11 protein-coding genes are annotated in these 18,777 nt (G+C 68.8%); 5 read left to right on the top strand and 6 right to left on the bottom strand.

The window, feature by feature from the left end; translation table 11 throughout:
* Positions 1–22: 22 nt before the first annotated feature.
* Both D7D52_RS25105 and D7D52_RS25100 read left to right on the top strand, forming a co-directional pair.
* Entirely contained in the window at positions 23–496 is a 474-nt protein-coding gene (locus D7D52_RS25105) for a hypothetical protein (protein ID WP_120740172.1), read from the top strand.
* A gap of 95 nt (positions 497–591) precedes the next feature.
* The gene (locus D7D52_RS25100; RefSeq protein WP_120740170.1) at positions 592–798 is read left to right on the top strand and encodes a DUF5988 family protein; all 207 of its coding nucleotides are present in this window, start codon (positions 592–594) and stop codon (positions 796–798) included.
* A 172-nt stretch (positions 799–970) separates the two neighbouring features.
* Here D7D52_RS25100 and D7D52_RS25095 read toward each other — a convergent pair whose 3' ends face one another.
* Together D7D52_RS25095 and D7D52_RS25090 are read right to left on the bottom strand one after the other, a co-directional pair.
* Positions 971–4,324, bottom strand: a complete 3,354-nt coding sequence (locus tag D7D52_RS25095) for an arabinosyltransferase domain-containing protein (RefSeq protein ID WP_120740168.1) — start codon at positions 4,322–4,324, stop codon at positions 971–973.
* Between the two features lie 124 nt (positions 4,325–4,448).
* Positions 4,449–7,769 carry an arabinosyltransferase domain-containing protein gene (locus D7D52_RS25090; protein WP_120740166.1) on the bottom strand — a complete coding sequence of 1,107 codons (3,321 nt, stop codon included), beginning with the start codon at positions 7,767–7,769 and terminating at the stop codon, positions 4,449–4,451.
* Positions 7,770–7,918: 149 nt separating this feature from the next.
* On the opposite strand from D7D52_RS25090, the gene D7D52_RS25085 reads away from it, so the two are divergent.
* On the top strand, positions 7,919–9,805 hold the full coding sequence (locus D7D52_RS25085) for a serine/threonine-protein kinase (RefSeq protein WP_120740164.1): 1,887 nt from the start codon (positions 7,919–7,921) through the stop codon (positions 9,803–9,805).
* A 14-nt stretch (positions 9,806–9,819) separates the two neighbouring features.
* Positions 9,820–11,430, top strand: a complete 1,611-nt coding sequence (locus D7D52_RS38760) for a serine/threonine-protein kinase (RefSeq protein WP_120740162.1) — start codon at positions 9,820–9,822, stop codon at positions 11,428–11,430.
* A gap of 9 nt (positions 11,431–11,439) precedes the next feature.
* Here D7D52_RS38760 and D7D52_RS25075 read toward each other — a convergent pair whose 3' ends face one another.
* Both D7D52_RS25075 and D7D52_RS25070 read right to left on the bottom strand, forming a co-directional pair.
* Entirely contained in the window at positions 11,440–13,263 is a 1,824-nt protein-coding gene (locus D7D52_RS25075; RefSeq protein WP_246023279.1) for a glycosyltransferase family protein, read from the bottom strand.
* Positions 13,264–13,467: 204 nt separating this feature from the next.
* On the bottom strand, positions 13,468–15,396 hold the full coding sequence (locus D7D52_RS25070) for a galactan 5-O-arabinofuranosyltransferase (protein ID WP_425464564.1): 1,929 nt from the start codon (positions 15,394–15,396) through the stop codon (positions 13,468–13,470).
* 138 nt (positions 15,397–15,534) lie between these two features.
* Between D7D52_RS25070 and D7D52_RS25065 the strand changes: the two genes are divergently transcribed.
* Complete coding sequence (locus tag D7D52_RS25065; RefSeq protein WP_222932670.1) at positions 15,535–16,452, top strand: NAD-dependent epimerase/dehydratase family protein; 918 nt, start codon at positions 15,535–15,537, stop codon at positions 16,450–16,452.
* Between the two features lie 65 nt (positions 16,453–16,517).
* Here D7D52_RS25065 and dprE2 read toward each other — a convergent pair whose 3' ends face one another.
* Both dprE2 and dprE1 read right to left on the bottom strand, forming a co-directional pair.
* Entirely contained in the window at positions 16,518–17,279 is a 762-nt protein-coding gene (dprE2, locus tag D7D52_RS25060; protein ID WP_120740158.1) for a decaprenylphospho-beta-D-erythro-pentofuranosid-2-ulose 2-reductase, read from the bottom strand.
* On the bottom strand, positions 17,276–18,775 hold the full coding sequence (dprE1, locus tag D7D52_RS25055) for a decaprenylphosphoryl-beta-D-ribose oxidase (RefSeq protein WP_425464563.1): 1,500 nt from the start codon (positions 18,773–18,775) through the stop codon (positions 17,276–17,278). Before dprE1 ends, dprE2 begins: the two co-directional genes overlap by 4 nt.
* Positions 18,776–18,777: the final 2 nt, after the last annotated feature.

Here is an 18,777-nt window from a genome sequence, read left to right as displayed (position 1 = left end):
CGAGCCTTGGAGCGAGGCAACAATGGCCCATCGAATTCGGCAGCTGCTCGTCGGCGGCGCGGCGACCGCCGCCACCGCGGCGGCGGTCCTGACCGCCGCACCGGCGGCGTCCGCGCAGATCACCGGCCTGACGCCGGGAACCGCACTGGCGCACGTGAACACGACCTACACCATCACCGCGAATGTCGGGGGCGCCAACCCGGGCACCCAGGTCAGCTTCTGGCTGGGCGATCCGTCCAGCAGCACGCCCGCCTTCCTGGGCGCCTTCCCGGTGAGCTCGGCCCACACGGCCACCGTGCAGTGGACCCCCACCGAGGTCGGCACCTACAACATCATCGCCAGCGATGACGGCACCATGTCCGGCGCCAACGCCATGAACGTGGGCATCAGCGTCACCTCGGTGCCGGTGGGCGGCATGGGCACCGGCAGCGCGTCCAAGATTCCGATCATCGGCGGCCTGCTGAGCGGCCTGCTGGCCCAATTCGGCCTGTCCTGAGCCGGCGCCGCGGCGGCTCCCGGCCCGTGTTCAGGCGGCTCGCCGATTGCGCTGAATCTATCGGGTGGCCGGTGCAGATGTGAGAGCCTTCAGCTATGAGTACCTCACCGATGGCGCTACTCGAAGGCGGGCCGGATGGCCTCGAACAGCGGATTGTTCCGATCACCCCACCGGGTATCGAGTTGCGGGTGGCGTTCGGGGGAGGCTACGAGCGATTCAAGGTGACGCCACGGTGGCAGGAGACCGAACGCGGCAACCTGCCCGTCTACGAGTGGGTCGCCCACGTCGAAGCAAAAAAGTAGAGCGGGATAACTGATTTCGCAAGACTCCGGGTAACTCGTCGGGTACGACCAGAATGGGGTCGGCGCCAAACGCAGGCACGGATGCGGGACGGCCGACGGCTGTCGGCCGCCCGCTGAAGTCCCGGAGAGGCGGGTCAGTCGCGGGCGGCCACCGGTTACCTCTTGTTCCGGATCAGAACACGCGCATCTTCCCCGGCGACCAGAACCCGGAACGCGTCACCTGGTGGGTGTCGATCTGGGCGGGTTTGGGGAACTTCGTCGCATCCGACGGATCCGGGTAGTACGGGTCGTACTGTTCCAGCGAGCCCCAGTCGCGGGCGTAGTTGTCCTTCAGATAGGTCGGGACCGTCTTGGAGGACGACAGCATCTCCGCCCAGCCCAGCGGACCGCCGAACTCCTCGGCCTGCCAGGTGTTGGTGGAGCTGATGGCCAGCGGCCGGTCGGGCAGGACGCGGTACTTCGGGGCCGCGTCGACCACGCCGTCGCGATGATCGAACGGGTGCTGGCACGGGAACTGCAGTCCCACCGCCCAGTCCAGCAGAATCGGCTGGGTGGAGCCCAGATAGCTGTTGAGCGACACCAGCTTCGGCACCCGCGGCGGGGTGAAGGCCAGCCACTGATCGCCGATCAGGATCGGGTCGCGGGCGTAGATGCGCACGGCGTCGGCGTCGGCGGGCAGCGCCGACCGCGGGATGCGCAGGTTGCGCCACGAGGGGGCCGGGCCGATGTCGAGCGGCCGGTACTGACCCAGTTCGGTGACGCTGCCGTCCGGGTTGTGATGCCCGTACTTCAGGAAGATGTCCTGCCCGTAGGTCATATTGCCGGTGTCGTCGAAGGACATCACGCGCCCGGCCGCCGAGATGACGATCAGCGGGGTGTCGTCCGAGCGCGCGGGCAGCTCGTACCAGCTGGAGGTGAGCTCCGCGGGCTGCTGCACGCCGTCCTGGTAGCTGCCCATCACCGGGGTGGTGGCCGGGTTCAGGCCGAACGGCAGCGCCACGGTGGAACCGTTGACGCCCTCCGCGCCCTTGCCGCCGCCGGTGCCCGCGTTCTGACCCTTCTCGAAGGCCGGGCCGACGGTCTGGGTGGAGGTGTTGCCGGTGCCCGGCTTCACCTCGACGCTGTCGGCGTCCAGTTTGTCGGCGACGCCGTTGGGGCCGAAGCCCTTCGGGTTCTCCCCGGCCAGCGGATCGCCATTGGCCGGCGGATGCGCGGGGTCGATGATCGGGGTCAGGTTGCCGTCGTTGACATTCGGCTCCACCAGCACATCGTTGGCCAGCCCGCAGGTCTTGCCGCTCACCGCGTCGAAGTTGGACCGGGCCAGCGAGTACGCGGGGTACTGCGTGACCGCGCCCTTGACCAGCGACAGCACCTCGAAACCCACCATGAGCGCCGCGACCACGGTCAGCGGGACGGCCGCGAACTTGCGAATCCGTCTGCCGCGCTTGGTCTTCCCGTTCTCCAGCGGTTTGGCGTAGCCCTCGCGCAGCGACTGCCAGGCCACCACGGCCAGCGCCAGGCCGAAGAGCATGAGCATGAAGGTGTTGGACTGGAAGCCGTGCAGCGATACCCGCTTGTCGAACCACGGCACCCCGTAGCTGGACACGTACCAGTAGCCGTTGATGCCCGAGAAGGCGACGGCCAGGGTGAACAGCAGCCCGGCCAGGAACACCGACCGGTTCTTGCGTGACCGCAGCGCGGTGGCCGACACCGCCACCGCCGTCACCGCGGCCAGCGAACCCGCGATGCCGGCGTACGAACCGAAGTGGTGGGTCCACTTGGTCGGGTTGAACATCATGAAGAAGATGGTTCCGAAGACCACGCCCATGAGCCGCCAGGTGGGCGCGCTCGCGATGCCGGGCACCTGCCGCCGGCGCAGCAGCACCAGCATGGTGGTGATCAGGCACAGGATCATGAGCAGGAACGCGAACCGGCGCGCCAGCGAGCCGTCGACGGTCTCGACGAACAGGTAGTAGTAGCGCAGATAGTCCTCGTACCAGGCCAGATTCGGCCCGGTCACCTGCCGCACCCGGTTGGCCTCCATGATCCCGGCGAAGGTCTGGTCGGCGAAAACCGCCACCAGGACCAGGAATCCGGCCGCCGCGATGGGCGCCAGCAGGGCGACGTCACCGAACTGCCGGCGGCGGCGCACCGCGATCCGCACCAGCGGCCGGATGCCGGCGAGCAGGGCCGCCACGCACATCAGACCGGTCGGCGCGGCCGCCAGCGTGAACGCCGCCACCAGCACCGCGACCGCGGCGGGCAGCAGGCGTGAGGTGGCGATGGCCCGTTCGATGGACACCCAGGTCAGCAGCGCGCCCAGCGCGACGATCGGTTCCGAGCGCAGGCCGTTGTCGTAGGGCAGCCAGAAGGCCAGGAACACCAGGCCGCCGGTCCACAGCGCCACATTGGATTTGGCGACGGCGTTGCCCAGTCGCGGCACCACCTCGCGGCTGATCACCAGCCAGCACAGGATTCCGCACAGCAGCGCGGGAATTCGCACCCAGGGGCTGGCGGTGGAGATCTCGGCGAAGACCTGGATGACGTAGTAGTACCAGCCGAACGGCGCTTCCGGCACGCCGAACCAGCGGAAGTAGTTGGCCAGGTATCCGGCGTGCGGCGCGGCGCGCACCATGGTCAGGATGTAGCCGTCGTCGGAGGTGTTGGCGCCCACGAAATGCCACAGCAGCAGGGTGCCGATGATGCCGCCGTCGGCCCAGGTCGGCTTCAGCCAGTGCGCGGGCAGGATGCGGCGGTGGCCGCGGCCGTCGCTGGTGTCGAGCACCGCGAGCGCGCCCATGGCCAGCAGGGTCAGCAGCACGGCGGCGACGATCGCCACCAGCTTGATCAGCGTCGGCGAGGACGAGAAGCGGGAGTCCACCGTCATGTGGAACGAAAGGCCCTCGGGGACCGCGCCTTTCATATCGGTGAAGACGCCCACCACCTGCGGGCGCAGATCACCGAGCAGCTTGCCCTCGACCGGCACGGTGATCAGCTCGCGGCCGCCGTCGGCGGTCGGCTTCTCGACGCTGCGGGTGACGCCCTCGAAGCTCGCGGAGGTCTGCTTGTCGTCGGAGCTGATGACGATCCTGGAGCATTCGTTCATCTCGGCCCGGGTGGCGCTGGCCACCACGGCATTCCGGTCCAGCACGTCCACGCTGTCGCTGGACACGCGGATGAACATGGCTTCCAGGTCCGCGCCTTTGCCCTGGGGCGGCGCGGTTGCCAACAGGATGCCGCCGCGCGGGTCGAGTTGCCCGACCGCGGCGCACGGGATGCTGACGTTCACGTCGATCGGCACCTGCGACACCAGGGCCGCCTGCACCGGATCGAGCGAGTTGCCCTGCGGCCAGCTCACCTCGGCCTGGGTCTGCTGTACCGGCAGGAACGGGGTCGCCAGCGCGAACAGCGCGCCGAGCAGGCCCGCGACGATGGCGATGAGCTTCGCGATCCGGAAATCTCGCGGCGTCGCGGGTGCGTCAGCCGACGAATTCGGCTTTGTCAGTACAGCGGAGGCGTCTGGCACGGTTGCTGATCGTATAGGTACTCACTGAGAGTGGCGCTGTTCACTACGGCGATGCGACACGCATGCTCGAGATCGACGAAAACGCCCGCCCGAAGCGGTGCTTCGAGCGGGCGTCCGGCGACTGCTACTTGACCTTGATCGGATCGTCCTTGGCCAGGCCGGAGCAGGTTTGCACCGTCACGTCCAGGGTCGGCGTCGGGTTCGCGTCCGGCACATAGGGGGTGTACTGCTCGAGCGAGCCCCAATCGCGCCGCCAGTCGTGGTTCAGGTAGGTCGGGCGGGTCTCGGATTTCAGCAGCAAACCTGTCCAGCCCAGTGGACCGCCGCCGATATCGTCCTGCCAGGCATTGGAGGCGTCCTGGCCGACCCGGTCGGGCAGAATGCGCCACCGCGGCACTTCGGCGACACCGTCGTGGTGGTCGAAGGGGCGCTGGCACGGGAAGGCCAGGCCGACGTGCCAGTCCTCCAGGACCGGGGCCTGATCGCCGACAAGGGAATTCAGGGTCGTCAGCCGCGGCAGGCGCGGCGGGGTGACGGCCAGCCACTGGCGCGGGGTGATGTCGGCGTCGTTGAGTACCAGGCGAATCGCATTGGCCCCGGCGGGAATCTGGTCCAGCGGGACGCGCAGATTGCGCCAGGACGGGCTCGGCCCGATATCGATCGGCCGGATCTGGCCGGTGTTCGTGACATCGCCCTGGGCATCGCGGGTGCCGTACTCGACGACCAGATCCTGCCCGTAGGTCTCCACCCCGTCCTTGTCGAAGGACTTGATGCGACCGGCCGCGGTGATCACCAGCACCCGGTAGGCGGGGTCATCGCGCACCCGGCCGAGCTGCTCGGCGTTGTACCACTGCGTGGTGAGCTTCGAAACCTGCTGCTCGCCATCGGTGTAACTGCCCATGATCGGGGTCTTGGCCGGGTCCAGCCCGAACGGCAGCGCGATCGAGCTGCCATTGATCCCGACCTCCTCGCTCTTGCCGCCGCCGGTGCCCGCGCCGGTGGTCTTGGAGGTCTTGTTGCCGGACTTCTCGTTCACCGAGTTGGCGCCGCCGGTAACGGTCTCCTCCGCATCGGCGGTGAGGTCGGCGGCGACGCCGTTGGGGGTGAATCCGGTGTTCTCGGCGGCCAGTCCGTCCGCGTCGGATCCGGTCCACGGGTGCAGCAGCGAGGCGGCGGTGTCGGTTTCCACCAGCACCTCGTTGGCCAGCGCGCACGAATCGCCCTTCAGGGCACGCAGATTCGATTCGGCGATCGAGTAGGCCGGGTACTGGCCGACGGCGGCCTTGGCCAGCGACAGCACCTCGAACAGCACCAGCGCGACGGCGGCGACGGTGAGCGGCATGCTCGCGAACCTGTCGAACCCGCGCACCGGTTTCGCCGTCGTGTACGGCTCCCGGAAGTGCTGGTAGGCCGCGATCAGCAGGCACAGCACCGCCAGGCCCAGGAACAGCGTGGAGAACCCCTTGCCCGCGATGAGCGGGGCCTTGTCGAACCAGGGCACGCCGTAGCTGGACACGTACCACCAGCCGTTGGGTCCGGTGAAGGTGATGGCCAGCAGGAAGAACACCGCCGCGGTGAACAGCGTCCGGTTGCGGGGCGAGCGAATCCCGTTGACGCCCACCGCCACCGACGTCAGCGCCGCCACCGAACCGGCGAGCCCGGCATACACGCCGAAGTGGTGGGTCCACTTGGTGGGCGTGAACATCATGAGGAACAGCGACATGAAGATGATGCCCAGAATGCGCGCCGACGGCCCGCGCGACGTGCCCGGGATACGGCCGTTCTTACGCAGCATCACCATCACGCACACGCCCAGGCACAGCAGCATGGCGAGAATGCCGAACCGGCGGGCGAGGGAGCCGTCGGGGGAGAGCATGAGCAGCGAATCCCAGCGGGTGCGCTCGTCGAACCAGGCCACATTGGGGCCGATCAGGGTGCGCACCCGGGTGGCCTCCATGACCGAGGCGAGGGTCTGGTCGCCGAAAACCACCACCAGCACCAGGGTTCCGGCCGCCACGCCCGGCGCCAGCAGCGCGCCGTAGCGCAGCAGCCACGAGCCGCCTTCGGCGCTGTCCCTACCGTCCTTGGCGCGCTTGACGATGATCATGAGCACCGGCCGCGCGCCCGCGATGAGCGCCGCGATGCAGATCAACCCGGTCGGACCGGCCGCCAGCGAGAAGGCCGCGATCAGCACGCCCACGGCGGCGGGCAGCAGACGTCCGGTGGCAATGGCCCTTTCGACCGAGCACCAGGTCAGCAGCGCGCCCGCGGCGATGAGCGGTTCGGGTCGCAGGCCGTTGTCGTAGGGCATCCAGGCGGCCAGGAACACCAGTCCGGCGGTCCAGACGGCGATGCTGTCGCGCCGCACCCGGGAACCCAAGCGGGGCAGCACCTCCCGGCTGATCACCAGCCAGCACGCGATCCCGGCCAGCAGGGCGGGCAGCCGCATCCACGGGCTGGAGTCGCTGACCCGGGTCATCCAGGCCAGCACCTCGTACGGCCAGCCGAACGGCGCCTCGGCGACCCCGAACCAGCGGTAGTAGTTGGCCATGTAGCCCGAAACCTTCGAGGCCCGAGCCATATTGAGGATGTAGCCGTCATCGGAGGTGTTCGCGCCGATGACATGCCACACCAGCAGCGTGCCGACCACGGCGACGTCGGCGAGCCGCACCCGGAACCAGTGCGCGGGCAGGAAGCGGCGGGTCTTGCGCCCGTCGGAGGTGTCGAGCAGATGCAGCGCGTACAGGGCCAGCAGCGTGAACACGACCGCGCCGATCGTGGCGAGCCGCTTCATCCAGCTCGGGCTGGAGGTGAAACGCGCGTCGATATGCACGGTGGCGGCGGCGTTCCCGAGCTGATCCCGCTTCAGATCGGTGAACAACCCCACCACCTGCGGCCGGGTGTCACCCCCCACCTGGCCGGTGAACGGCGTCCCGTCCTTGCGCTGCACCCCGACGAACTCCACCCGCGTCTGCGCGGCATCCGAATGCACGGTGATCGCCGAGCAGTCCTGAACCTCCGCCACCGGCGCCGACAGCAGCGGAATCAGCCGCACCAGCACCGACAGCGTGCGCCCCTTCTCGGGCTCGTCGGTCACCTTGGCGACCAGGCCCTTGGACTCGGCCTGCCCCGACCCCTCCGACGCCGTCGAGAACACCGTCCCGCTCGGCAGCTCCCGCAAAGCCTGGCACGGCAAACTGACATCCAGGCTCAACGGGACATACGACACCAACGGGGCATCGACATTCGCCCTATCCCCTTGGGGCCAATGCAATGTCGGCCGATCCTGATTGACCGGCAGGATCGGCGTGATCACCGCCAGCAGGAATCCCAACAACCCGGAGATCAGGGCGACGAGTCGGATGCGGTGAAACGCTCGGGTGTCTGCGCGCACGGACACCGACTCTATCGACAGCCTCGAGCCCGGCCGCACATCTACCAGCATTGTGCCTAGTGGGGGTCCGGGGGCCCGGCCACCGGACCCCCTCGATGTCGCTCGGAGGCGCTGCGCTGTAGCCGAATCGGCGGATGTCCGTCAGGATGGTTGTATATCCGAACTGGGCGTGGGGCCGGGCCGGAACGTAAAGAGGGAGCATGATCACCGAGCTGCGACCCGGCGAAGTCATCGCCGGGTATGTGATCGCGCGGCGAATCGGTGCCGGGGGGTCGGGCGTCGTCTACGCGGCGCGGCACCCCAGATTGCCGCGCCTCACGGCCTTGAAGATCTTGAAGCGCGACGATGTCGCCGACGTCGAGGACGGCTGGCGGCGTTTCGAGCGCGAAGCGGATATCGCGGCGCACTTCGACCACCCCAATATCGTGCAGGTCTACGATCGCGGCGCGGCCGACGACCTGTTCTGGATCTCCATGCAGTTCGTCGACGGCGTGGATGCCGCTGAGCTGCACGATGTCTCGCCCGACCGCGGTTTGCGCATCGCCACCGAGATCGCCGCCGCCCTCGACTACGCGCACGGCAAGGGCGTGCTGCACCGTGATGTGAAGCCCTCCAACATCCTCATCGCCGCCCCCGACAACGGCCGCCCCGAACGTGCCCTGCTCACCGATTTCGGCATCGCCCGGTTGCGCGACGAGACCACCAAGTTCACCCACACCGGAAACATCTCCGCGACTTTCGCTTTCGCGTCTCCCGAACAGGTCAGCGGCAAACCGGTCGGTCCGAAGTCGGATCAATACTCCTTGGCCTGCACGCTTTTCGTGTTGCTCACCGATCACCGCCCGTTCCGCGCCGACAATCCCCTGAGCTGGGTGCACGCCCACACCCAGGAGCGGCCGCTACCGGTCAGCGAGGTGAACCCGGACCTGCCGCCCGCCCTGGACGCGGTCTTCGAACGGGCCATGGCCAAGAACCCCGAGGACCGCTTCGACAGCTGCGCCGATTTCGCCGAGGCCGCCACCCAGGCCTACTACTCCGATCCGGCCCTCGCCCTCACCGCTCCGGCCCGGCTGCTGTCGCGCCCCGTCGCCGCCCGGCGCGCGGGCCGCGCCCGGAAACCGCTGTGGCGAGCCGTGTTCCACCGCCGCACTCTCATCCCGGTGGCCGTCGCCGCCGTGGTGGCGGCGGGCATCGGCTTCGCCTTCCATCAGAGCGGCGGCGGCCCGGTTCCCGCGCCCGCCGCCGGCGGCCTGGTCCCGGACCGATTCGTCGGCACCTGGCTGGCGACCGAGGGCCAGACCAACTACCGGCTGACCGTGCAGCAGGCCAAGCTCGGCGATCCGGTGCTGTCCAATCGCGTGGATGGCGTGCTGCCCAACGGAACTCCGTTCCACTGCGAGTTCTCCGCGCCGCTCGACGAGGTGCCCGGGGACGGGGACCGGCTCATCGTCGGCACCTCCGAGATCGTGGTCCGGGAACCGGCCAATGCCTGCAAGGCCAACGGCCCCACCACGCTCACCCTGCTGCCGGACGGCCGCGTCAGCCGCAAAACCGATGTGAGCGGGCTGATCACGTACAGCAATGCCGACGCCGTGACCTCGTCCTGGGGTCGCGACGACGCCGCCATCGCCAGCGCCTTCCCCAGCCTGGTCGGCCGGCTCGCCTCCACCGGCACGGCCGTCGGCTGGCAGGGCGGGCTGTGCCGCGCGGTGGATCCCGGCGCGGGCGAGCCGGCGCAGGGCGCGCATCGGGTGCGCTGCAATGCCGACGACACCACCGGGCAGGTCCACTTCGACGTCCTCGACTTCGACACGCGCCCCGGGCAATCGGTGGCCCAGCTGTTCTTCGGCGACAACGGTCACGTCACCGCCGTGAGCCATCAGGATGTGGCGGGCACGCTGACGGTCACCACCGCGGCCGCCGTGGACCCGGGCGTCACCGTGGACACCGACGCGCATCGCACGCTGGCGGCCGTCTCCTTCCCCGACGGCGATCCCCGCTCCCGCTTCGTCATGGTGCTGCACTGGCCTGGGCACACCGTGAACAGCCTCCTGACCGACTGGCTCGAAAGGGCTCCCCTGAAGTAGGTAGGTGCGCGACCATGTCCGATTTGAAGCCGGGTGAGGAGATCGCCGGATACGTCATCGAGTGCTGGATCGGAGCGGGGGGATCGGGCACGGTCTACGCGGCCCGCCATCCGCGGCTACCGCGCCTGGCCGCGGTCAAGGTGTTCAATCGCGACGAGGTGAACGCCGACGCCGAGGGCTGGCGGCGCTTCGAACGCGAGGCCGACATCACCGCCCGCTTCGACCATCCGAACATCGTCACCGTCTACGACCGGGGCCTGGACGACGGCCGCCTGTGGATCGCCATGCAGTACGTGGAAGGCCCGGCCGCGGACGATCTTTCGGGGCTGTCGCCGGAGCGGGCCCTGCGCATCGGCGGCGGTATCGCCGCCGCGCTGGACTACGCGCACAGCAAGGGCGTCCTGCATCGCGACGTCAAACCGTCGAACATCATGCTCTCCCCGGCCGAGGACGGCCGCCCGGAACGCGCGCTGCTGACCGATTTCGGCATTGCCCGCCTGCGCGACGAGACCACCCACGTCACCAAGACCGGCGATATCTCCGCCACCTTCGCCTTCGCCTCACCCGAGCAGGTGTCGGGCCGCTTCCTGGATCCGCGCACCGACCAATACTCCTTGGCGTGCACGCTTTTCGTGCTGCTCACCGGAACCCGGCCGTTTTTGGCCAACGACCTGGCGGGATTGATCTACGCGCACACCAGCACCCCGCCGCTGCATGTCACCCAGGTGCGCCCGGACCTGCCGGCGAGCTTCGACGCCCTCTTCGATCGGGCGCTGGCCAAACATCCGGACGAAAGATTCGGCAGCTGCACCGAGTTCGCGGACGCGGTGCGGGAGGCGTGGCGGCGGCCCACCACCGCGACCTCGGTCGACACCCCGGCGATCGGCTACCTCACCGATCCGGCGGCGACGCGTTCGCCGCGCACCGATCCGACCGTATTGCGTTCTCCCCGTACCGATCCGACCGTGCTCGGTCCGGGGCACTACCACACCGATCCCTCGCCCTACGGCGTGGTGTACGGGCCGGGCTACGCGCCCGCCGAGGACGGTGCGCCGGTCCGGCATCGCGCCCCCGATCCGGTGCGCGGCCGCTCGGACACCAATCGCGGCATCCTGATCGGATTGTTCGCGGTGCTCGCGGCCGCGGTGATCGGCGGCGGCGGGGTGTGGACGGTCGCGAAGGTGGAAAGCCACGGAAACCCCAGCGGCGCACCGCTGTCCGCGGCGGTGCCGACGGTCGCCACGGTGCTGCCGACGGTCACCGTCGCCTCCGCCACGACACCGCCCGCGACCCCGGCGGGCCGGGTGCCGGCCGACTTCGTCGGCGAATGGTCGGGATCCAGCGATTCCAACGCCAACGCCTACCGCCTGACCATCCGCCAGGGCGAGCTGAACCAGGCGGTGGTGACCTCGACGATCTTCAGCGGCGGGCAGGTGCTGTGCGTCTTCGACTACCGGCTGCTCGGGGTGCCCAGCGCCGGCGACATCACGCTCGGCCAGGGCACGGTCAGCGGCGGTGGCAGCGGATGTCAGGTGCAGGGCACGCACGAACTGGTGCTCAGCAACGGGGTGATCACCCGCGCGCTGTCGGTCAGCGGTTTCGTCACCTACCACAAGCTGAGCTGACCGGGCAGATCACGACCGGACCAGATCACGCACATCCCAGAGCCACACGCCGTCAACGTATTTCGCGGGGAAGCCGACCAGCCGATCCACGGTCAACCGCAGGGTGTCGCCATTGTCGGTGGGCGGCAGCACCACGACATCGGCATGCCAGTAGCGCAGATCGGCCAGCGCCTGGGCGCGGGCGGCGTCGTCCACCACCGGAATCGTGTTGGCGCGCTGCGCCTTCATCAGCAGGCTCGCGGTGGGCCGGTCGTCGGGGCCGTAGCGGCCCTTCTTGTCGCTGCCGGTCGGGCCGACGAAATAGCCTCCGGCGAGCGGGAACTCGAAACCGGAATCGACCTGCCAGCGCAGTGCGCGCGCATCCGGCGGGGTCGGCGGCGGAGCGATCACCACCGAGCCGCCCGAAACATACTGGCGCACCGTGCCGTCGGTGAAGAACTGCGGGGTGGCCGGCCGCTGCACCACCGGCAGAATGGTCGGGGTGAGCGGCAGCAGCGCGAAGATCAGCGCGGCGAACAGGGCCAGCGGTCGCCAATCGGTCGCCGACACCTTCCAGTAGTCCAGCGCCCGCTGGGTGGCCAGCGCCAGGATCAACGCGATGGCCGGGATGGCGGCCATGGTGAAGCGCGACTCCAGCACCGTGTCCAGCAGCGCCACGTTCTCGAGCCGCTTCCACGGCAGGGCGATGCCGGTGTCGTGCTTGCCGATCATGAGCGTCGCGCCCAGCGACAGCACCGAGAACACCACGATCACCGTGGCGGCCGCGCGCACCACCCGCTCCCGCCACATGAGCACCGTGGCCACCGTGACCACGATCCACAGCGGCCAGCCGAAATACGAGTTCTCCTCGGTGGGATTGATGGCCACGTTCTGGCCGTGCGCCACCATGCCGCCCAGCGATTCCGACGGGAACTGGAACAGCGCCTTGAGATCGTTCTGCATCGTCCCGTGGTCGATGCTGCGGTAGGACTGCGGGCCGAAGAACTGCCACCACAGCGGAATCTCGGTGAGCGCCAGCGTGATCAGACCCGCGATCAACACCGTCGGGGTCACGGCCCGCAGCGCGCGCAGGCCCGTCTTCGGCGTGTGCAGGTAGTAGACGAGCGCGAAAAGCCCGAAGGACAGCGCGAAGATGAGCAGCGGCTCCTCGCCCAGCGCGATCTGCAAGGCGACCAGCAGGCCGAGGACGACGGCGTCGCGATTGCGCCGCGCCCGGCGCAGTTCCTTGGCCAGTCCGGCGCGGCGGGTCATCCGGATCAGCTGCAGCGCGATCAGCGGAAGCAGGGCCAGCACAACGAAATTCGGGTGCGCGTTGGCGTGCGAGATCATGGCCGGCGCGAAGCCGCACAGCAGACCGCCCACGGCCGCCGCGAATCTCGAGGCCACGACCTCCCGCGAGAACAGCCAGTACCAGGCGAAGGCGGTGCCGAACAGGCCCAGGGTGAGCACCAGCACGAAGGTGACGGTCGGGCCGAACAGCAGGGTGACCGGGGTGAGCGGCACGCCGACACCGAACATGGCGGTGTTGGCCATCATGTTCACGCCGTCGGGGTAGTTCTGCAGCAGCGTGCCGAGCGGATTCTCCAGGTGCGCCACATTGTGCGCGGTGACGGCGAAGAACCATTCCCACATGGTCTGGTCCTGGCCGCTCTTGATCAGATAGCCGCGGTGGGGATCCAGCCACTGACCCGACAGCACCAGCACCGCCAGCGACAGGTACGCCGTCGCCGCGATCAGATCCGCGCGGGCGAGCCGGAGGCGGCGCGCCACCCGCCGGGGCCGAGTGAGCTTGGGGGGCGGCGCCTGTGGGGCGGGGCGGTCGAGAACCGCCACCGCCGAACTGTCGTCAACCCCCTGGTCGTCTACCCACCCCAGTGCCACGCGCTAACTCCTTGGTGCCTTGCAATCAGCGGCCCACGCTACCGGGTACGGCTGAGATCGCACTGGCAAGTCGCGCGGTTATCCACAGAAACGAGCGGCTATCCACAGAATTCGACCGTTTTCTGTGTATAAGTGACGCTTGTCTCGTTGTTTTGTTCAGACTCGCACCACGAGGGTGAACGGGCCGATATCGGTGATCCGGTAGTGGGCGTCGTCGAACAGCGACTTGGGGAACGCCACCGTGAATCGCTGCACGTTCGGATCGTTGGGATACACGTCCCGCGACAGGCGCAGCGTGTACTGATCGCCGGAGTTGCGGAACAGGAAGGCATCCGGGGCCCGCCAGCGGCAATGATTCAGGGCGTCGGTCAGTTCCGCCGGCGTCTTCAGGGCGCTCCAGCGCTGGATCTCGGCGGTGCGGGCCGCGAAATCGGCCAGCGGATTCGCGTAATGCGAAGTGAGCGCCTGGAATCCGTAGTAGGGGTACACCGCGAGGAAGCTGGTGTCCGCGGTCAGCACCACGGTCCGATCCCGCGGACGACCCGTCTGCTCCAGCAGTTTCGCGTCGATCTCCCGGTAGCGCGCCACCGCCGACGGCGCCCGGGTGTCCGCGCGGTTGCCGTTGCCGTCGGTGTCGGTGTAGGCGGTGGTGATCTCCGCCGCGAGCACATTCGGAATGCCCTGGCTGAATCCGATCGCCCCCGCGAGCGCCACCGCCGCCGCCGCGATCCGGAACCGGCCGGGCTCGTTCAGCGCCCGGTAGACCGCTCGCGCACCCTCCGCGAACCCGAACACCCCCGCCGCCGCGAGCAATGCCTTCAGCGGAGACTCGAGCCGGAAGGCCAGGAGCGTAGTGCCCGCGGCGGTCGCCAGCATGGACAGCAGGCACCAGAGATAGATGGCCACGACACCGATACCCAGCGCCTGTGCGCGCCGCGAGCTGCCGGCCCGCAGGACCAGCCAGATGGTTCCGGCCAGGCAGAAGACGCCGAGCAGGTCGAACTCGGTCATGGGCAGCGGCAGGCGCGAACCCGACTCGGGCAGATAGTGGAACGCCGACCCCGAACCCAGGGACGCCTTGCCGGACAAGAACTTCAGCAGGAACGGCAGCCACACCGTCAAGGCCAGCAGACCGGCGATCGCGCCGATTGCGATGAGCCGCACCAGGATCGGCAGCGCCGACCGCCAACTGCGCCGGGCGCGGATCGCGAGTCCTGCCGCGACCACCGCCATCAGGCACACCGCGAAGACGGCCACACCGAAATACAGGCTGTAGAACGTGGCAGCGAGCCCGAGGAACAGCCCCGCGCCCAGTACCGCGCCCCAACCCCCGGCAGTGGGTTCGGTGGCATCCGATTCGGCGGGCCGATGCAGTGCGCCCCAGGCCAGCAGCAGGGCGGGCCCGAACAGCAGCGTCAGCACCGCGCTGTACGCCTCCGGCGCGCCGTAGGCCAGCGTGACCGCCGTCGTCGCCGCAGCCACCGCGACGGCCCAATCGGCGCGAATCAGGTTGGACCACAATACGAGTGCGACCACCGCCGCGACCGCCAGCCCGATGATCGCGTACGGCTTGAACGCTTCCCACCCGGCCATGCCGGTCAGGCTCGCGAACCGTCCACCGAGCCAGAACCAGCCCGCCGGATAGAACGGCGGCAGGTCGATGTAGTTCATATCGTGCAGCGCCGCACTGTCGGTCAGCCGCGTCAGATACTGCGTCCGGAACTCCTGATCCACCGACATCCCGAACAGATACAGCTTGGTCGCCGCCAGCGGCATCCCCAGCGTCACCGTCACGAACGCCGAAATCCCGCCCCACGACAGCAGTTTCGCCAGCCATCCCCACTTGTGCAGACGCAACAGCACCACCGCCGCCACCAGCATGGCCAGCGCCACCACCTGCCCGACGGTGGTCAGTGAGCGGGTCACGTTGGAGGAGTTGAACGCGGGCCAGTGCACGGTCGCGAAGGCCTTCAGCCCGATCGCGGCCACGACCGCCGCGACCACCGCCGCGAGCACCGCTTCGCCGATCGCCCCGCCGGCCTGCCGTGCCATCAGCGTCACCCGCCCGCTCGCCCGCTCGCTCATCCGCACCCTGCCTCCGCATTCGTGTCCATGGACCGCGCGTCAGCCTAGCCAGTGCGCCGCCCCCGAACACTTCGCCGGGCCTGACCGGGCGACAGCTGTCCGTGACGGCCGCGATCGCCCCGGCGGTAGCCTTCGGAAATGATCAACGGCTCGGACGCGGCGGCGCTGCGGGTGCTGGTGACCGGCGCCGCCGGTTACCTCGGTGGCGCGGTCGTGCGGGCGCTGGGCGCTGCGGGCCACCAACCGGTCGCATTGATCAGGCCGGGTGGTTCGGTGGCCGCCGCGGACGTCGAGGTCCGGGCGGCGGACCTACTCGATGCCGAAGGACTGCGGCGGGCGGTGACCGACGTCGACGTCGTCTGTCATCTGGCCGGACTGACTCGCGCGCGCGAATCCTTCGACGAGCCGCTGCGCTATTTCCGGGTGAATGTCGGCGGCACCGTCACCCTGCTGGAAGCCATGGCCGAGGCCGGGGTGCGCGGTCTGGTGTTCTCCTCCACCTGTGCGGTCTACGGCTCGCCGGATCGGCAGCCGATGACCGAGGACCTGCCCGTCGCGCCGCCGCATCCCTATGCGAGCAGCAAGGTCGCGGCCGAAGCCGTGGTCGAGGCGCAGGCGCGCGGCGGGGCGCTCGGTGCCCTCGTGCTGCGGCTGCCGAATCTGGCCGGGGGAGACGACCGAGACCCGACCCGGCTGATTCCACGGGTGCTCGCGGCGGCGCGGACCGGTACGCCGCTCGCGGTGAACGGTGACGGGAGCGCGGTGCGCGATTATCTGCACGTGGACGACGCCGCCGCCGCGTTCGTCGCGGCCGTGGAGCGGATGCCCGAGCCGGGCGGCTTCGCCCGCTACAACCTCGGAAGCGGCCGGGGGACAAGCATTCTGGATGTCGTGGCGGCCGTAGAGCACGTCACGGGCCGGCGAGTCCCGTTGGTGCACAACCCGCCCGCGCTCGAGCCGCAGATCCTGATCGCCGACGCCGCCCGTGCGGTTGCCGAACTAGGCTGGCAGCCAAAGCTTTCCGATCTCGACACGATCATCGCGTCCCTCGGATAGCGAACAGCGCCGCCCCCTGCTATCGGAGCGGCGCCGCGCGTTATGGCTATCGGGGGTTGCCCCCGTCAGATCGGGAGCTTGCGGAAGATCGGGCGCGGGACGTGGCGCAGGATCATCATGACGTATCGGAAAGTGCCCGGCGCCCAGACGATTTCCTTGCCCTTCTCGGAGGCCGCGACCGCGAGGACCGCCACGTCCTCCTTGTTCACGGTCAGCCCGTTCTCCTTGGCGTGCGCGGAGAGCTTGGTGCGCACCATGCCCGGGCGGATGACGGTGACGCGCGGCCCGAACTTGGCCAGCGCCTCCCCGAGACCCAGATAAAACCCGTCCAGGCCCGCCTTGGTGGACCCGTAGACGAAGTTGAAGCGCCGCACCCGCTCCCCGGCGACCGAGGACATGGCCAGGATCCGGCCGAAGCCCTGCGCCTTCATCTTCTCGCCGAGCAGCACGCCGACCGACACGGCCGCAGTGTAGTTGATCCCGGCCATCATGACGGCCTTGCGCTGGTCCTGCCAGAAGATCTCGCCGTCGCCGTCGATGCCGAACGCGACAATGGCCACGTCCACGTCACCGCCGGCCCAGGCCGCGTCGATCACGGCCGGGTGGCTGTCGGTGTCGAGCGCGTCGAAGTCGATGACCTGCACCTCGGAGGCGCCGGCCGACTTCATCTGCGCGACCGCGTCCTCACGCAGCGGATCGCCCGGCAGAGCGGCCAGGATGATGCGCGCGGGACCCTTCTTCAGGTACTCGGCGCAGATCGCCAAGCCGATCTCCGAGGTGCCGCCCAGCAGCAGAATGGATTGCGGGTTCCCTACCGCATTGATCACTGAAGCTCCAGCCTTCTCGCCATATCGGACATGAAAACGCCTGTGGGATCGACACTTCGGCGGATCTTGATCCACTCGTCGATCCGCGGGTACATCTTGTGGAAGGTCTCCGCGTCGGTGCGCGAATCCTTGGCAGTGTAGAGGCGACCGCCGAATTCCAGGACGCGCCGGTCCAGTTCGCGCACGAAATCGTTGAGACCCGGGCGGACGGGGAAGTCCACGCAGATGTTCCAGCCCTCCATGGGGAAGCTCAGCGGCGCCGGGTTGCCCGGACCGAAGAACTTCAGCACATTGAGCGCGGTGTAGTGCCCGGACCGCTGGATATCCACGATGATCTTGGTGAATTCATCGAGCGCCTCGGGCGGCAGCACGAACTGGTACTGGATGAAACCGGCCGAGCCATAGGCTCGATTCCACTCCGAGACCACGTCGAGCATGTGGTAGAACTGCGTCAAGTTCATGACCTTGCCGGTGTAATTGCCGCCGAGCGCGTAGTACGCCTCGCCGACCATCCCCAGCGTGAACTTGTTCGCCGCGAAATTCGGGAAGATGTCCGGCACCGTCAGCAGATTCGGCGCATCGAACTTCAGCGGATTCTTACGCAGCTTCTTCGGCAGCTCATCGAGTTTCGCCAGCCGTCCGCGAGACACGTTGGCGCGCCCCAGCTTCGGCGGCGCGCTGATGGCGTCGAACCAGGTGGAGGAGTAGGTGTAGTTCTCTTCGGAGCCGTCCTTGTGGACCGCGATGGTCTCGTCCAGGCCGGAGGTCTTGATGCCGTCGGAGATGAAGTACGCCGTCTCGGTCGGCGTCATCTCGATGGTGGCGCGCAGGATGATGCCGGTCAGGCCGTTGCCGCCGACGGTGGCCCAGAACAGCTTCGCGTTCTTCTTCGGCCCGATGTGCTGCACCTTGCCGTCGGCGGTGAGCAGCTCGATGGACCGCACGTGATTGCCGAAGCTGCCCGCGCTGTGGTGGTTCTTGCCGTGGATGTCGGAGCCGATGGCCCCGCCCACGGTCACCTGCCGGGTGCCCGGCAGCACCGGAACCCACAGGCCGAACGGCAGCGCCGCCTTCATCAGCTGGTCCAGGGACACGCCCGCGTCCACGTCCACCAGCCGGGAGTCCCGGTCGATGCGGTGAATGCGGTTGAGCGCGGTCATGTCGACGACCAGGCCGCCCGCGTTCTGCGCGTGATCGCCGTAGGAGCGGCCCAGGCCGCGCGCGATGACACCGCGGCGCAGGTGCGCGGGCTTGGCGTCGTTGTCCTCCGCGACCATGGCGACCGCCTTGGCGATCAGCTCCGGGTCACTGGTGGAGAGCACTTCCGAGGAGGTCGCCGCGGTGCGCCCCCAACCGGTCAAGCGCCGGGTCTGCGTCGGCAGGTCGAACGACGCCTGCTGCGCGGTGCCCTCTTTTTCTTTGCCGACGACCGGGCTCGCACCCGCGGAGCTGGACTCCGAGGCGGCCGCGGTGGTGGTCTGAGCTTTCGTGGACATCG

It is taken from the genome of Nocardia yunnanensis (genome assembly GCF_003626895.1).
In the GTDB taxonomy this organism is placed as follows: domain Bacteria; phylum Actinomycetota; class Actinomycetes; order Mycobacteriales; family Mycobacteriaceae; genus Nocardia; species Nocardia yunnanensis.
The sequence above is the reverse complement of the archived record's forward strand: the minus strand, read 5'-3'. Positions and strand labels throughout refer to the sequence as shown.

Bases quoted from the DNA above. Each gene is read 5' to 3' on its own strand.
- D7D52_RS25105 (WP_120740172.1), top strand. From the start codon at position 23: ATGGCCCATCGAATTCGGCAGCTGCTCGTCGGCGGCGCGGCGACCGCC.
- D7D52_RS25100 (WP_120740170.1), top strand. From the start codon at position 592: ATGAGTACCTCACCGATGGCGCTACTCGAAGGCGGGCCGGATGGCCTC.
- D7D52_RS25090 (WP_120740166.1), bottom strand. From the start codon at position 7,769: ATGCTGGTAGATGTGCGGCCGGGCTCGAGGCTGTCGATAGAGTCGGTG.
- D7D52_RS25085 (WP_120740164.1), top strand. From the start codon at position 7,919: ATGATCACCGAGCTGCGACCCGGCGAAGTCATCGCCGGGTATGTGATC.
- D7D52_RS38760 (WP_120740162.1), top strand. From the start codon at position 9,820: ATGTCCGATTTGAAGCCGGGTGAGGAGATCGCCGGATACGTCATCGAG.
- D7D52_RS25070 (WP_425464564.1), bottom strand. From the start codon at position 15,396: ATGAGCGAGCGGGCGAGCGGGCGGGTGACGCTGATGGCACGGCAGGCC.
- D7D52_RS25065 (WP_222932670.1), top strand. From the start codon at position 15,535: ATGATCAACGGCTCGGACGCGGCGGCGCTGCGGGTGCTGGTGACCGGC.
- dprE1 (WP_425464563.1), bottom strand. From the start codon at position 18,775: ATGTCCACGAAAGCTCAGACCACCACCGCGGCCGCCTCGGAGTCCAGC.